The sequence below is a fragment of the Pseudomonas brassicacearum genome (genome assembly GCF_003732225.1).
GTDB classification, from domain to species: Bacteria; Pseudomonadota; Gammaproteobacteria; order Pseudomonadales; family Pseudomonadaceae; genus Aquipseudomonas; species Aquipseudomonas brassicacearum_E.
Map to the genome: position 1 here is coordinate 92,183 of NZ_MOBJ01000002.1, position 15,767 is coordinate 107,949.

Annotated in this window: 12 protein-coding genes; 6 read left to right on the forward strand and 6 right to left on the reverse strand. The window is 58.2% G+C overall.

Features of this window, described 5'->3' with window-relative positions; all coding sequences use genetic code 11:
* The first annotated feature begins 44 nt into the window (after positions 1-44).
* The 3 genes from mpl to BK659_RS02025 are packed head-to-tail and all read left to right on the forward strand — an operon-like array spanning position 45 to position 2,300.
* Entirely contained in the window at positions 45-1,394 is a 1,350-nt protein-coding gene (mpl, locus tag BK659_RS02015; RefSeq protein WP_123423484.1) for a UDP-N-acetylmuramate:L-alanyl-gamma-D-glutamyl-meso-diaminopimelate ligase, read from the forward strand.
* Positions 1,391-2,023, forward strand: coding sequence for a flavin prenyltransferase UbiX (gene ubiX, locus BK659_RS02020; protein WP_123423485.1), 633 nt, complete (start codon positions 1,391-1,393; stop codon positions 2,021-2,023). The genes mpl and ubiX overlap by 4 nt, the downstream gene beginning before the upstream one ends.
* Positions 2,016-2,300: a YceK/YidQ family lipoprotein gene (locus BK659_RS02025; RefSeq protein WP_123423486.1), complete on the forward strand. Its 285-nt coding sequence runs from the start codon at positions 2,016-2,018 to the stop codon at positions 2,298-2,300. The genes ubiX and BK659_RS02025 overlap by 8 nt, the downstream gene beginning before the upstream one ends.
* A gap of 136 nt (positions 2,301-2,436) precedes the next feature.
* Here BK659_RS02025 and BK659_RS02030 read toward each other — a convergent pair whose 3' ends face one another.
* The 3 genes from BK659_RS02030 to BK659_RS02040 form a co-directional block, all read right to left on the reverse strand.
* Entirely contained in the window at positions 2,437-3,078 is a 642-nt protein-coding gene (locus BK659_RS02030) for an oxidoreductase (protein ID WP_123423487.1), read from the reverse strand.
* A gap of 27 nt (positions 3,079-3,105) precedes the next feature.
* Positions 3,106-4,824, reverse strand: coding sequence for a C13 family peptidase (locus tag BK659_RS02035; protein WP_123423488.1), 1,719 nt, complete (start codon positions 4,822-4,824; stop codon positions 3,106-3,108).
* 102 nt (positions 4,825-4,926) lie between these two features.
* A complete protein-coding gene (locus tag BK659_RS02040) occupies positions 4,927-5,382 on the reverse strand; it encodes a MaoC family dehydratase (protein WP_123423489.1) in 456 nt (151 codons plus the stop codon).
* A 196-nt stretch (positions 5,383-5,578) separates the two neighbouring features.
* Between BK659_RS02040 and BK659_RS02045 the strand changes: the two genes are divergently transcribed.
* Genes BK659_RS02045 through BK659_RS02055 form a run of 3 tightly spaced genes read left to right on the forward strand, consistent with a single transcriptional unit; the run spans position 5,579 to position 7,258 of the window.
* Positions 5,579-5,941, forward strand: coding sequence for a CidA/LrgA family protein (locus tag BK659_RS02045; RefSeq protein WP_123423490.1), 363 nt, complete (start codon positions 5,579-5,581; stop codon positions 5,939-5,941).
* The gene (locus BK659_RS02050; protein ID WP_123423491.1) at positions 5,941-6,657 is read left to right on the forward strand and encodes an LrgB family protein; all 717 of its coding nucleotides are present in this window, start codon (positions 5,941-5,943) and stop codon (positions 6,655-6,657) included. Before BK659_RS02045 ends, BK659_RS02050 begins: the two co-directional genes overlap by 1 nt.
* A 10-nt stretch (positions 6,658-6,667) precedes the next feature.
* Complete coding sequence (locus BK659_RS02055) at positions 6,668-7,258, forward strand: LON peptidase substrate-binding domain-containing protein (RefSeq protein WP_123423492.1); 591 nt, start codon at positions 6,668-6,670, stop codon at positions 7,256-7,258.
* Between the two features lie 16 nt (positions 7,259-7,274).
* Here the strand turns inward: BK659_RS02055 and BK659_RS02060 are convergent, their stop codons facing one another.
* The 3 genes from BK659_RS02060 to BK659_RS02070 all read right to left on the reverse strand — a co-directional run bounded on the left by BK659_RS02060 (position 7,275) and on the right by BK659_RS02070 (position 15,722).
* Entirely contained in the window at positions 7,275-9,734 is a 2,460-nt protein-coding gene (locus tag BK659_RS02060; RefSeq protein ID WP_148050411.1) for a hypothetical protein, read from the reverse strand.
* A 91-nt stretch (positions 9,735-9,825) separates the two neighbouring features.
* On the reverse strand, positions 9,826-12,189 hold the full coding sequence (locus BK659_RS02065; RefSeq protein WP_148050412.1) for a hypothetical protein: 2,364 nt from the start codon (positions 12,187-12,189) through the stop codon (positions 9,826-9,828).
* Positions 12,190-12,275: 86 nt separating this feature from the next.
* The gene (locus tag BK659_RS02070; RefSeq protein WP_148050413.1) at positions 12,276-15,722 is read right to left on the reverse strand and encodes a calcium-binding protein; all 3,447 of its coding nucleotides are present in this window, start codon (positions 15,720-15,722) and stop codon (positions 12,276-12,278) included.
* Positions 15,723-15,767: the final 45 nt, after the last annotated feature.

Sequence of the window (15,767 nt, forward strand, 5' to 3'; positions counted from 1 at the left end):
TCCCACCCTACGCTAACCTGCCTCGATGTTTTACGAGGTTGACTATGCACATTCATATTCTGGGTATTTGCGGCACTTTCATGGGTTCGATGGCGGTTCTGGCCAAAGAGCTGGGCCATCACGTGACCGGCTCCGATGCCAACGTCTACCCGCCGATGAGTACGCAGTTACAGGCGCAGGGCATCGAGTTGACGCAAGGCTATGATCCAGCCCAACTCGATCCAGCCCCGGATCTGGTGGTGATCGGCAATGCCATGTCGCGCGGCAACCCGGCGGTCGAATACGTATTGAACAAAGGCCTGCCGTACGTCTCCGGCCCGCAATGGCTGGCCGACCACGTGTTGCAAGGTCGCTGGGTGTTGGCGGTTGCCGGCACCCATGGCAAAACCACCACCAGCAGCATGCTCGCCTGGGTGCTGGAGCACGCGGGCATGAGCCCGGGCTTTTTGATTGGTGGTGTGCCGCAGAACTTCTCGGTGTCGGCGCGTCTGGGCGACACGCCGTTCTTCGTGATCGAAGCCGATGAATATGACAGCGCCTTCTTCGACAAGCGTTCGAAATTCGTTCACTACCGTCCGCGTACCGCGATCCTCAATAACCTTGAGTTCGATCACGCCGACATCTTCCCCGATCTGCCGGCCATCGAGCGACAGTTCCACCACTTGGTGCGGACCATCCCGAGTGAAGGCCTGGTGATCCACCCGACTACCGAACCGGCATTGCAGCGCGTTATCGACATGGGCTGCTGGACCCCGGTGCAAACCACCGGTGCGGGCGGGCAGTGGCAGGTCAAGTTGCTCAGCGAAGACGGCTCGAAGTTCGAAGTGATGTTCGAAGGCGTCGCCCAAGGTGTGGTCGAGTGGGACATGACCGGCCAGCATAACGTCGCCAACGCCTTGGCCACTCTGGCGGCCGCGCGTCATGTGGGCGTGGTTCCGAGTATGGGCATCGCTGCGTTAAGCGCGTTCAAGAGCGTCAAGCGGCGCATGGAAAAAGTCGCTGAAGTTCACGGCGTCACGATCTATGACGACTTCGCTCACCACCCGACCGCCATCGCGACCACCCTCGACGGTCTGCGCAAACGCATCGGCGACGCACCGTTGATCGCGATTATCGAGCCGCGTTCCAACTCGATGAAGCTCGGCGCGCACCGTGACGGTTTGCCACAAAGCGTGGTCGATGCCGATCAGGTTGTCTGGTATGCACCGGCCAACCTCGGCTGGGACTTGCCCGCCGTTGCTGCGCTGTGCACCGTGCCGTCGATGGTCTGCGACTCGCTGGACGGCATTATCGAGCACGTGAAGCACCAGGCCAAACCGGGCACCCACGTGGTGATCATGAGCAACGGTGGCTTCGGCGGCCTGCACGGCAAATTGGCCGAGGCGCTTAAATGAGCAACGGTCCGGATCGCATCACGCTGGCCATGACCGGCGCTTCCGGCGCCCAGTACGGTTTGCGCCTGCTCGATTGTCTGGTGCGCGAAGACCGCGAGGTGCACTTCCTGATTTCCAAGGCAGCGCAGTTGGTGATGGCCACCGAGACCGACGTCACGCTGCCGTCGAAGCCGCAGACGATGCAGGCCTTTCTCACCGAATACACCGGCGCGGCTGCCGGGCAGATTCGGGTGTATGGCAAGGAAGACTGGATGTCGCCAGTGGCCTCGGGCTCCGGCTCGCCGGCCGCGATGGTGGTGGTGCCGTGCTCGACCGGGACCTTGTCGGCAATCGCCACAGGCGCCTGCAACAACTTGATCGAACGCGCCGCCGACGTGACGTTGAAAGAGCGTCGGCAATTGATCCTGGTGCCACGCGAGGCGCCCTATTCAAGCATTCACCTGGAAAACATGCTCAAGCTGTCGAACATGGGCGTGACGATTCTGCCGGCCTCGCCGGGCTTCTATCACCAGCCGCAGACCATCGATGATCTGGTGGATTTTGTCGTGGCGCGGATTCTCAATCTGTTGAACATCCCGCAAGACATGCTGCCGCGTTGGGGCGAGCACCATTTGAGCAGCGATGAATAAGTTATTGAGTCTGCTGCTCGCCCTGCAATTGGGCGGCTGTGCCACCGCACGCACATTGGATGCGGCCAAACCCGGTGCACCGGTGGTGTACTCGGGCATGCGTCTTGATCTGTATGCGCTGGACGGTGGTTGCTGTGCCAAGGACCGCTTTGGCGCCGAAGCACCGAGTTACCCCGGTGTCGACCTGCCGGCCAGCGCACTGCTCGACACGCTGCTGTTGCCGCTGTCGGTGTTGACGGTGCTGGGGGTAGGTTTTCAGGCAACGGGCGGGTTGTAGCAGAGCGCTGCCGCGCTCTATCGCGAGCAAGCTCGCTCCCACACTGGATCGGCGACGTTCACATAATTTGCATTCGCTGAAGATCTAATGTGGGAGCGAGCTTGCTCGCGATGACGGACGACCTGTCACCGCCGATCTATTTGCCCAGCTTGCGCAACTCGTCGGACTCGACAATCCGCAAGCCATCCTGTTCTTCCAGCGCCAGGCGCCACATGGCGCGGGCCAGTTGGCAGGCTTCGATACCACGGTATTTGCCGGGAATCAGTTTGGACAGTGGTCCGGCCAGTTGTTCGGCGAGTCGCGGCTCAAGCCGATCGCCCAGCAGCAGGGAAGGCCGGCAAATGGTCAGTTGCGGCCAGTTCTGTGCGCGCAACGCGTATTCCATCTCGCCCTTCACCCGGTTGTAGAAAATCGAGGATCTCCGATCGGCCCCCAGGGCGCTGATCACGATCAAGTGCCGTGCGCCCATTTCCCGTGCACGTTTGGCGAACGCCACGACCATGTCCAGATCGACTGCGCGAAAGGCTTGTTCGGAGCCGGCCTGTTTGATCGTCGTGCCCAGGCAGCAGTAGGCAATGTCGACGCGGCCGCTGAGTTGTGGGATAAACACCGCCGGATCGCCGACCGGGTTTTCCAGATGCGGATGTTCAGCCAGTGGTCGGCGTGACGGTGCCAGTACGCGGCTGATGGTCGGCTCGTTGAGCAGCCGATCGAGTAAGTGTTCACCGGTCAGGCCGGTGGCTCCAGCGAGCAATACATGCTGAGGCGTCAAGTACATAATGTTTCCCCCTTGATACTGTTCAGCTTAGTTGCTCTTTGCTTCCTTGCTGTTTAAAGCAGCACTTTGTAGTGCTTTGCGTGCTTGCTGCTTGCGCAGTAATTGCCAGTGCGCCAAAACCCCTTTTGGCGCCCAGATCTGTGGCTCCGAGGCCTCGAAGTTGTCCGCCAGTTCGCGCTCGGCAACCGTGGCCTTAGCCAGTTTGAACGCCTGCTCCAGATCGTCGGTCTGATTTAGTGCCTGGACGAACAACGCGTCGCCGAAATAGGTGAAGTCGGCCTCTTCCGAGCAACCGAACGACACTCGGTCGGCGCGCGAGGCGGTCATGATCAGCGTGCGTTCGTCTTTGAGTGCCGGGATGAAGCCGCCGGAGTAACACGCGGAAATCACGATGATCTTGTCGCGGTTTTTCAGCGGTGCGAGCACTGCGGCCAATTCGTCGGCCGGCAAGTCGGCCAGCTCCAGACGCGGTTGGTCGAGCACCAGTTCATGTTCGTGAGTGCCGTGGCTGGTCAGGTAGATGAACACCAGATCTTCCGGCCCACTGCGTTCGGCCAGAGTCAGCGCGGCGCGGCGCAGGTTCTCGCGGGTGGCCATTGGCCGGTCGCCGAGATGATCGCGATGGTTGACCAGGCGGATCTGGCCATAAGCGCCGAAGCGGCTGGCGAGCATGTTGCTGACGTAGTCGGATTCGCGCAGAAACACACTCTGCTTGCCGTCGCCGCCCAGGGTCAGGGTGTACAGCTCGATTGCCGGGGTCGAGGCGGGCACATTGGCCAGCGCTTCTTCGAGCAGGCGCCCTTGCGCCAGCAAACCCAATTCGAGGGTGTCCGGCAGCAACTTGCCATTGGCATCGCGCACGCGTTGGCCGTTGATCCAGTCGCCGCTTTGCACCGTGCCATCAGTCAGCACCAGCGTGCCGTGACCCTGATAGCTGTCGCTGTCGAACTCACCGATGTAAAAGCTGCCGTCAGCCAGGTTCAAACGGCCCTGACCGGTGAAACGCCAATCACTGAATTGGCCGATGTAGTGGCTGTTATCGGCACCAATCAATTCGCCCTTACCGTTCAGCGCGCCTTCCTTGAACTGGCCGACCCACACGTCGCCGTCGGCGTTCTCGTAGCGGCCTTTACCGTTCAGCTGATTCTGTTTGAAACCACCGACGTAGCTGTCGCCCTCGGCACTGCTGAAAGTGCCGTTGCCTTCCAGCTGGCCGTCGACGAAATTACCGGTGAACTGATTGCCGCTGGCATCGCCGCGCTGTCCTTCACCGTTGGGTTTGCCATTGGCAAACTGGCCCTGATACTGGCTGCCGTCCTCAAGTTCGAGACGACCGAGGCCAGAATATTGATCGGCCTTGAACTCGCCGCGGTAGGTCATGCCGTCTTCTTTGAGGGTGCCTTCACCGTCGCGCCGACCGAGTTTGAAACCGCCGGTGTAACTGCTGCCGCTGGTCGTCAGCGTGCCCTGGCCATGGAACAGCCCCTGCTGGAACTCTCCACGGTAGACCTCGCCGTTGCTGCCGTGCCATTCGCCCTGACCGTGCCACTGGCCCTTGTCGAACTGACCGGCGTACCAACTGCCGTTGGGGTAGTCGATCCGGCCCTGGCCTTGCAGCAACCCGTTGACCAGATCTCCCCGATAGCGGCCACCATCCGGCAGGCGTGCGTCAGGCGGCAACAGCGATTCGCCATCACCACACGCGGTGAGCAACAGGGTCAGAGCAAGGGGTACAAGTGAGCGCATAGCGGGATCCGGGCAATTAGGCGAGGGAGTATGCCGCAGCTATGTGTCTGATATATAGAGCTGTGCGAAACAGCAGATAGCTGTTTCGCATCGAGCGAGGGGTTACACGAACGCTAGCGACAGCGGTTCAGCGATGTACGCCGGTTTTTCCTGACCTTCGATTTCCAGGGTGGCGGTGGCCTTGAGCAGCCATTGGCCGGGTTTTTTCTCGGTGACTTCAGACAGTTCGACCTTGAGCCGGACTCTGGAGTCGACCTTCACCGGTTGAATGAAACGCACACTGTCCAGGCCGTAGTTGACCACCATCTTCAAACCCTGCGGCATGACCAGGATGTCCTCCATCAGTTTCGGGATCAGCGACAGCGACAGGAAACCGTGGGCGATCGTGCTGCCAAACGGGGTTTGTGCGGCTTTTACCGGGTCAACGTGGATGAACTGATAATCGCCTGTGGCTTCAGCGAACAGGTTGATGCGGTCCTGATCGATCGTGAGCCACTCGGAACGTCCAAGTTCCTTGCCGACATAATCTTTGAGCTCTGCAACGGGAACATAGGGCATTGAGACTCTCCTTGGGTTCATCGGTTTTTTAGTTTTTTAGGCTGGGAATTTGGTCCCTGAACAACCACCTTAGATCATCATGGTGATTTGTTCCGGTCAAGCATCCATACCTTTGGCGAATACCCATGCATAGCAAGTGCCATGCTTATAATGTCCGGCCCGCTTGTGGGGGGACGAGTTTTGCTGGAGATCACGGATGTTGTTACGCGGCCTGACCTGGCTGGTGCTGTTTCAATTGCTTGGCACGGCCCTCAACCATTTGTTTTTGCCGGTGCTGCCGGGACCGATTATCGGCCTGCTGTTGCTGCTGGGATTTTTGGTCGTTCGCGGCGAAGTGGCTGAGCCACTGAACCTGGCCGCAGGCAGCCTGCTGCGTTATTTGCCGTTGCTGCTGGTGCCGCCGGCGGTGGGCGTGATGGTTTACGCCGCCGATATTGCCGCGGACTTCTGGGCCATCGTGGGTGCACTGGTGTTGTCGCTGCTGTTGTCCATGGCCTTCGCCGGCGTGCTGATGCAACGGCTGATCAAGCGCCACGCTGCTCGCTCGGAGGAATCGTAATGGTCTTCGATTGGCACGGCGCTTTGACGGCAGTGATTCACCACCCGCTATTCGGTATCGGTATTACTTTGGGCGCGTATCAATTGGTACTGGCAGCGTTCGAGAAAACCCGCTGGATCTTCCTGCAACCGGTACTGGTGTCGATGCTATTGGTGATTGGTGTGTTGCTCGCGTGTGGGCTGACGTACGCCGAGTACCGCAAAAGCACCGAGATCCTCAGTATCCTGCTGGGACCGGCAACCGTTGCGCTGGCGGTGCCGCTGTACCTGAACTTGCGACGGATTCGGCAGCTGTTCTGGCCGATTTTTACTACGCTGGTGATAGGGGGAGTGGTTGCCACCGGCATGGGCGTGTTGCTGGGTTGGTGGTTTGGCGCCGAGCACATGATTCTGATGACCATGGCACCCAAATCGGTGACCTCGCCGATTGCCATGCTGGTGGCCGAACAGATCGGCGGAGTGGCGGCGCTGGCGGCGGTGTTCGTGTTGATCACCGGGGTGATTGGAGCGATTTTCGGCCCGAGTCTTTTGACGCGCCTGGGGGTCCATAGTCCTGAAGCTCGGGGCATGGCGCTAGGCATGACGGCTCACGCCGTCGGCACGGCGGTGGCGATGCAGGAAAATGAAGAGTGCGGTGCATTTGCCGCGTTGGCGATGAGCTTGATGGGTGTGGCCACGGCGGTATTCCTGCCGTTGGCGGTGTCGATGGTGGTTTAAGGAAATCTCTATGAGCCTGGCGCTTTTCCCGCTGAACACAGTGTTGTTTCCCGGTTGCATCCTCGATTTGCAGATCTTCGAGGCGCGCTACCTGGACATGATCGGCCGCTGCATGAAACAGGGCGCAGGCTTTGGCGTGGTGTGCATTCTGGATGGCGATGAAGTGGGTGTCGCGCCCGAGGGGTATGCACTGGTCGGCTGCGAAGCATTGATCACCGATTTCAAACAGCAGGACAACGGCCTGCTGGGCATTCGGGTTCAGGGTGGGCGACGCTTTCATGTGCTGCGCACCGAGGTCCAGCGCGACCAGCTGACCGTCGCCGATGTCGAGTGGCTGGATGATCTGCCTGAGCAACCCTTGCAGGATGACGACGCCGACCTGATTGCCTTGCTCAAGGCGCTGGCCGAACACCCGATGGTCGAGGCACTGAACATGGGCACCGAAGCCACGGGCCAGCAATCGCTGGCGAATCAGTTGGCGTATCTGCTGCCATTTTCCGAGTTGGACAAGATTGATCTGCTGCAACTCGACGACCCGCAACAACGCCTGGATGCGATTCAGGCGTTGCTGGATGAGTTGCAGGGTGAGTTGTTTGCCTAGGGTCTGTCGACAGTGATCAGGCGGTTGTTGGCGTTGTTAAGTCAGGCGTAAAGACAACGTCGTTGGAGAACACCTCTTTGCCGGCGGGAAAGTTAAGCACCGGTTTATTTGCAGCCGCGACCTGATCAATCAGGGCGTCGTAGTTCCTCATGTTGTTTGCGCCTGCCCACGTCATCTCTTCGATAACGTCGGCATCGCTACTGGTTGAGTGTCCGGCGTGATCATAGGATTGTGAGTAGATGTCATTGACCCGCGCGGCACGGGTAAAGGTCGAGTTCACCAGCCAGATCCGGTCGGCGCTGAAGCCGCGACTGGACACTGAAATATGCCCTTCCAGATCATCATCGGGAAACCAGGTTTTGTCGCCGGGTTGTCTCGAATCGAGTGCATGCCTGTTGAAGTGATAGTTTTCACGAGCCGGGACAATCTCGATGTTCCGGGTGTCGAACAGGTAACAAAACGCAATGTTCTGGTTCTGTCTTTTCGGGTAATAGTCCTTCTCCTTCATTCGCCCCGATTCATTGTCCGAGCCACTGCCACTGCCACTGCCACCGTCGTCGGAGTCGCCGTCAATGTCTGAAGCACTGTCACCGTCACTTGAATCCATATCGCGCGATGGGGTTTGGTTCAAGTCGCCGGGGTACTTGTGGTACTGAGTGTTATACAAAAGCTCTTCAATCCCGGATTGTTTGCCGAAATGGCTGATGTACTTTTTTGCGTCGTGCAGGCTGAAGGTTGCGCTCACAGCCTTTTGTGTCGTTGATCCCTCACCGAGATCCTTGCGCGGGAGCATGTGGCCGTCCCGGGCAAATTCGAAAGGCGTGCGGTCATCGCCCCTGAACATGGCGGGAATATCTGTTCGGTACAAACAGTTGTGTTTATTGCGTTTGTACCCGGCGTAGGTCAGTAAGCCATCGAGATAGGGCCGGGTGTAATTGGCGTTGAAATCCGTAAAGCCCTGCCCGTTGTTTCGCAGGCTCAGAATTTCAGGCAGCAACTCTTCGTAGGTGTCGTCGAACCGGTTCAGGTTTGTCTCATCCATGGACGAAAGTTTATGGTTCTGCGCCCACTGCGGGACGCTGCCATTGGCCGGTATCTCAGTGAGCATTTGCGTGAGCTGCCGGTTTGACAAATTGTAAGGCTTCATCGCAGTCGCCACCTCTGCCAGGGTTTTGTGGGCACCGCGTGAGTTCATCCGGACTTGAAGTTGCTCAAGAAGCTGCTCCCTCAGTAGTGCATTCTGACGAGACATCTCGACGTAGAGAGGCGCTATCCCTGTTTCGTCGGTCGGCTGCGTATCCGTCTGGCGCGGACGTTTCGCCGAGGCGCTTGGCCCTGGTTGTTCATCGATCAACGGGCGCTTCGGCGCGCGCACCGATTGGAGATGGGATGGCTTGAGCTGCACATTGTCGAGCATCACCGACAATTGCTCGTACGAATGCGGGGCCATCAGCCTGGCAAATTCATCCTGAGTTTTTTCGGGTGAAATCCAGCGTCGAAGTTCGTTGATCAGATAATGTTTGCGGCGTCGGTTTGTTTGAGGTAAAGCCCATTGCGGTTTTGTGCCGGTACTGGCGACTTCGGCGCGGAATCGGTCGACTTGTGCACCGTGCAGGCCGTAAAAATCCCAGATGTCGCGGTCCGTCCAGGCGGGTATTTGCTGTGCTGGCTGATTAATCGGAGCGCCTGGCGGATCGACACTGACAAACAGTCCGTTGGTATCTATAAACGCATATTGAATCTCGGGGCCGGCGAGCGGATCCACACCCTGTTTTCTATGCATCACCACATACCCATGAAAATTGGTTGCCTGTTGGTCCCAGGTGTAGTGGGCAATGTTGGTGTAGCGAATTGGCTGGGTGCTTTGCACTGGCTCTGGTTGAGGTTGAGGTTGAGGTTGAGGTTGTGATTCCGGTGGCTTCACCGAGGAGCCACCGGGCAGCGGCTCGGCACTCGTGGTGACTCTCGATGATGCCAGGCGCCAGGTCTTGCGGTCGGCATTGAGCTGCAGCGCCGGCCCTGAGGCTGTCAGTTCGGTACGCAGTTTCGCGCGGTACAGCCCCGCCGTGGCGTCGAACTCCACAAGAACTGTTTCGCCCGACTGAATGTCGGCGTATTGGCGTTGCGCCTGGACTCTGAGCCCGTCAGCACCGGGTGCAGGCAGGAGCCTGGAAGAGAATCTGGACAGGCGGAATATGTACAGTGGATCAGCCCTTGTAGCAGGTGCTGGCGGCCGGGCCGTGGCAATGTCCTGAACGTTTAACGTGGGCAATGCCGAGGGTGCCGGTTGAACATGGGACGGACCTGCTCCCGGTAACAGGGGGGCGGGTGTCGTAGAGTCCGTTGACATGTCACCCGGTACGCCGGGGCGAACGATGGCTGCTTGTCCAGCGGTATGCAGTGGCGGCAAATTCAATGCGGGCAGTTCAGGCAGGTTTATTTTGGGTATCGAAGATACTGGTGGTTTTGGTGTCATGCTGGATTCCTTTCCAATGGTTGACTGAAAGTTGACCGGCCTCCCCTGAAATCGAAAGGCTGGTCTTGTTCGATGGTGCTCGGTAGAGACCTTACGGAAACACGATATCGTTGGAATAAATGCTCTTGTCCGGGAAGTCGATGACAGGCTTGTTGGCGTTCGCCACCTGATCTATCAAGTTATCGTATTCATATCTATTTTCATTGCCCGTCCATGTTCTTTGTTCGATCGGTCGTCCCGCACCAGGTTTGTATCGATCCCCGGAGGATCCAGGCCGAAGCAAATACATCGAACAGATGTCATTGACCTTCGCTGCACGGGTCCAATCCGAGTTGATCAGCCAGATCCTGTCCGCACTTAGACCTCGTGGAGACATTGAAATATGTCCTTCAAATGAATCGTCTGGAAACTTGACATTTTCTCCGGGTTTTTTCTCGGTTTGTGCGTAGGCATTGAAGACAAGGTTTTCTTCGCCTGGAACGACTTCAATACCCCGGGTGTCGAGCAAATAATCAAATCCGATGTTCTGATTTTGTCTTCTTGCAATGTAGTTTTTTTCATGATCCCAAAACAACGAGTTGTCAGAGCGGTTATCGGAATCACTAGGGGAGTGGCTGTCGCTATCCTCGGCACTGCTTGATGAACTCTCGCTACTTTCATCGCTTTCGCGATTTGAAAAGATATTGACCTTCTTTCCCGGGTGTCGGTGATATTGCGTGTCATACAAAAGCGCTTCCACCTCCGATGTCACTCGTGTGTGAGTGCCTGCCTCTGAGAGCCTAAAGCTTGCACTCACGGCTTTTTGCGTTGTGGAGCCAGTGCCGTGGTCCTGGCGAGGACGCATGTGTCCGTTGAAAAACTCGAAGGGACTGCGGTCGTCACCCCTGAACATGGCGGGAATATCGGTTCGGTACAAACAGTTGTATTTGTTGCGTTGGTAGCCGGCTTTAATGAGCAGGGCATTGAGGAAGGGGCGGGTGAAGTGGGTGGAAAAGTCGATGTGATGAGTCGTATGGTTTCGGATATTCATGATTTCTGGCAGTAACTCCTCATACACTTCATCGAAACGCTGAAGGTTCGTTTCGTCCATCGATGAGTGTTTGAGATTCTCGGCCCATTGCGGGAAACGTCCGTCGGCCTGTAAGTCGCTGATCAGAAGTGAGAGCTGTCGCGTCGACAGGTTGTAGGGTTGAATCTGGCGGGCAATCTCCTCCGGCGATTTCCGGGTTGTGCCTGTGCTCATCCGGTATTGAAGAAGTTCGATCAGCTGCTTTCTCTGCGTTCCGTTCTCGAGAGACTTTGTAACGTAGCCGGGTACTGCGGGAGTCTCCGCTGTGGAGGACTGTTCATCCGCCAGACGTGGGCGTTTTGGCTCGGCGCTGGTTTGCGCCTGGAGGGTGTCCAGCCTGCGCGTGTTGACTTCAAGCTGGCGCCTGGCGACCGAGTCGATACTGACGTTGTCGAGTTGCGCCGCCCATTGCTCGACCGAGTAGTTCAGTGGCGCCATACGCCGGTGAAATTCATCCCGACTCATCTGTGGTGCCAGCCAGCGTCGAAGTTCATTGAGCAGATACGGTTTTTGAAGCCTCTCCTGGCGAATGGCGGCCCATTGCGGCTTCATGCCGGTGGCCGTGACTTCGTTGCGAAAACGCGTGATGTCATTGCCATACAGGCCATAAAAGTCCCACAGATCACGGTCTGTCCACGCTGACAACTTATTCGCGGGCTGGTCGAGCGCGCTTGAGCCCGGTTCGACTTTGACAAACGAGCCGTCATCGTCCTGAAAGGCCAGGTGCGTCTCGGGGCCAAAGCCTTCATCCAGGCCTTTTTTTCGGTGCAGTACGACGTAGCCGTGGTGGTTTCTCGCGTCCGGGTTCCAGACATAGTGGGTGGTGTCGATGGTAACGCGCGGCGCGGTGGCGCTCGTTCCGGGTTGCGCGGTGGTCGAAAGCACCATGCTCCAGGTTTTCCCGTCATCGTTCAGGCGCAGTACCGGTCCGCTGGGCGTCAGTTCGTTGCGACGTTTCGCCCGGTACGCCCTCGCAACTTCGTCATAGCCCACCGGCACCGTACCGTTATCACGGAGGTCGGCGTATCTGCGATTCGCGTGGATTCGCAAGCCGCTGCTGTCGGCTGCCGGCAGGGTGTTTGCCGAATGGGCGGACACTCGATAGCCGTCCAATGGATCGTTACTCATCGGGCGTGTCGATGGCATGGGCACAGTGGGGTCCTGCGCCCGTATCGGCGATATGGCGTCGGGTAATAGGTCTCGTATTGCACCCATCTCGAGAGCCGGGCCGTGCGGTAACCCGGCGAGGGGCTGCGATGAGTCTTGCGCCATGTGCGGGCGGGTGCCCGATGGGTATCCATCGGGCGGCAATCGCGATGGCGTGATCGTTGGCAATTCAGGCAGATTGATTTTCGGTGGCGAATTCACCGGTGGTTTTGGCGCCATGCTGGATTCCTTTCCAGTGACGAAGCGAGGGTGCCGCTTGGGGCCGTCGCTTCAAGATTTGAATGATAAGAAGGCCCGGGTATTGATCAGTGATCAACCGCGGCCTCGACAACGGGAGTCGGTGCGATAGACATGTCTTCGTTGTGCAACTTGCGCGACCAGTCACCTTCGAGGGTCCAGTCCTGGGCGACACTGTCGTAATAAACGGTTTTTGTTGTGTCGGCACTGAAGTGCAAGTGCCGGATGAGCACCAGTTCGGCCATCGGCTGATTGCCTTGGTGATGCTGCCTGATGTCCTCCTCGATGGCTTCGACACTGGCATAGGCCTGAGCATTGAGCTGCGCCAGATGCACCAGCGCAAATTCCTGCTCGACGTCGTAGCGGTGGCCGGAGGACGTGAAGACGCGCACCGTTTCCATCGGGGCGTCAGCGGCTTCATCATTATTGGGCAGCAGAATGATGATGTGGCCGATCCATAGCTGCGTGTCGCTCAGCCTGATGTGCTCGCGGCCGATCGGATCACTCAAGTGTTGCGTATGGATGTTCCAGGTAGAGGTTCCCTGTGAGTTGGCAATCGCTGCGGACGTGGTCAGCCTGAGAATCGTGTCTGCGGCAGGATAGAGCTCGTAGGCCGCCGCTTGACCCTCCAGCACATGCACACCGGACTGAATCACGGGGTCGATGTCCACCCGCTGCGCTTGCGGTTTGAGCACGATGGCGGGGTGAGAGGACGGTTGTTTCATCAGGTAGCGACCCGAACGGTAAACCAGCGACCGGCTCGACTGCACCGTTTTACGACCCGGGTTACGGTGATCGTCGATATATGAATACTGCGGTGGCTGGACCCGGCAGGAAATTCCGTCACGCATAACCAGGACAAAGTTATGCCTGAGCATGAGTCCCGACGCGATCAGGCTTGCGCCGACATTGCTTCCGACGGTCGGGCGATTTCGGGCCATGTTTTTCAAGGTCAGGCACTTTTGGTCCGTGAAGCGCAGCGTCAGGTCGATATCCTTGTAACGCAGGTAGTCGAAATTTCCGGTTCGCGTCGAACTGACCGTGTAGGAGGCTTCGATGGCTTCTATTTGCTGGCTGTCGTAGTCCAGATAAAGTGTGCTGACTGTTGAGTCGTTTTCATGCTGGACGTCCAATACGCTTGAAGCCAAATGCCGATAGACGAAGTAACCGGAGTGCGGTTCGCTGGATACCGCGTAGTCCCCACCTTTCAGCAGTTGTGGTGACGCCGTGCGCTGGCCCACCGCCAGGATGATTGCGTTGACGGTGATAGTGTCGTGACCATCGAGCTGTTGCGGCAAGTCAGGTTTGAGCGAGTAAAGGTCTTTGGTGCGAAACACCAGTTTGTCGTTCTGCACGTAGCGTTTGTCGGCTGTCTGTCGATAGACGCCGATGACGGTGACAGTGGTTTCCGGCAGTTCGCCATCGATGCCACGCAATGTCTCCAGCACCAGTGAGGTCCCTTCGATCCGCCAGCTCTGAATACGTTCGAACGCCCAATCCAGGTCTATCAGACTTGGGTCCTGGCCATCTTCGATCAGCGTGGTCGCGCCGGTCTCGTCGGCAATGATGTAGTGATCTTCGCCGGGGCCACCATCGACCCGGCAATTGAAACCCCGTATCGCAATCGTGTCGGCGCCCGCGGCTGCGTCGGCACTGTCTGCGCTCCCGCGCAGCACGATCCGGTCCGACTGCGAGCTGCCTGTGACCAGGTTCGCGGTGCCGGCCAGGGTTTCGACCGTCTCGATGGACTCAAGTAGCAGTGGAGCACTGTCGGGACTGGCGCGCAGGCTCAACTGTCCTGTTTGCAGATCGATGCGCGCACCTTGATGGGGCTTGTCGCGAGAGACGTTTCCTTCCAGTTGCAATGTGTCATTGCCGTCGCCACCGCGCAGAAGGCTGCCCGACAGATCGGTTGGCTGGAGAGTGTCGGCGGTTATCCGAAAGCTGAAGTGATCGTCCTTGTCGCCTCCCGTGAGGTTTTTTTTGCCTGCGCCGTAGCTGAACTGGTTGGGCTTGTCCCTGACCCCCACAACCGTGTCATCGCCGCCTCCCAGTTGCCAGAGAATGGCCTTGTTCTCACCCGAGTTCCCGAGGATGACCCCTGGAATACGGCTGATGCCTTCACTCGCGTCGAACGCGTCGTCGGTTTCTCTGATCCCGGGTTCTTTTGCCTCGGTGTAGGGGCTTTCGCCAGCGGCAGTGTCCCACTGATGTTTCCAGTGCTTAGCCGGTTGCAACTCAATACGATAGTTGCCCAAAACGACCGCTTCGACGCTGTCCTTGAGTTCGTTGTCCAGCCAGCCGCGGGCGGTCTTTTTCAGTAGCTCGCCATAATGGGTGTCGGTTTTGGCGACCAGGAAGCGGTCGAGGATGTCTTGATCCAGTGCTTGCCCGGTGAAAGCGAACCAGCCTGAACGCCAGCGTTCGTGGGTGCTCAGGGTGATGTAATCGTCGATGTCATCGACCTGACGGGCGGCGCTGTAGATTCTTGCGCCGAGTATTAACACCGCGGCGGCTGCGATGCCGATTGGGCCGGCGGCGCTGAAGCCGGCCAGCGCCGCTACTCCCAGGGCCAGGCTCAGTCCCGCGCTGGTCAGGCTTAGCCCAGCGCTGAAGTAGTGATCCTGAGCTTGTTTCCCTGTTGCGTTGGCAGCATCCGTGAACGATTTGATGGCAGTGTAGATATCAAACGGAAGCGTGAGGACGCTGGCAAGCAGCCCGGCACCTCGTGCCAGCAGCTTGCCGGCGCTGGTCGCGCTGAAACCCGCAAACACCTTGCCGCCATTGAGAATCATGTTTCTGCCGATACTCTCCAGACCTTTCTCGGCGAACAGTGAGGTCACTTCGGCACCGATACCGCCCACATTGATGGCGGCCTCAGCCAGATCTCCCTTCTTCAGGGCCTCGGCGGTTCCCATGATGCCGCTGTAGATACCATAGCCTTGCAGCCCGACGCCCATGCTGGTCATGCCCCGACTTTTTATTCTGTCGACCCAGCTCGGCAAATTGTCAGGCAGAGGGTTGGCGCTCAGTGACAGCTGTTGGGCGGAGTCCAGCAGTTTGCCAAGGCTTTGCATGGAAACCGACAGGTCGGATGACGATGCGGTGAGCAAGGATTGGGCGCTGGCCGAGCGCAGCACGCCCAGTTCAAACAGTAACCCTGCGCAGGCGTCGCTATGTTGAGGGGATTGCAGCCGGCCCTCGACCTTGGCCGGATCAAATTGCAGGGCGTCTACGAATGTCTGGTCGGGCGCAAGTGTGATTGGGTCGCCGGCACTGATTACCCTGCCATTGAGCCGGGCCCCCATTTCATACAAGTCCTGACGACTGATGGTGAATTCGCCAATGCGCACCGGGCCATGTTGTTGATCCTGGACCGTCAGTCTTGACTGACGCCGCGAACCTTCGGTGTTGGATAAGTCCGGTTGTGTAGAGGGAGAGGGGGCGATGTCAGTGAGACGGATGTTTTTCAGCGGTGTTATAGGTTGTCGGGTGGATGTGAACGGTGTGGGCATGATTTAAAGATCTCTTTCTCAATGTATATGTGAATCGGTTTTTTG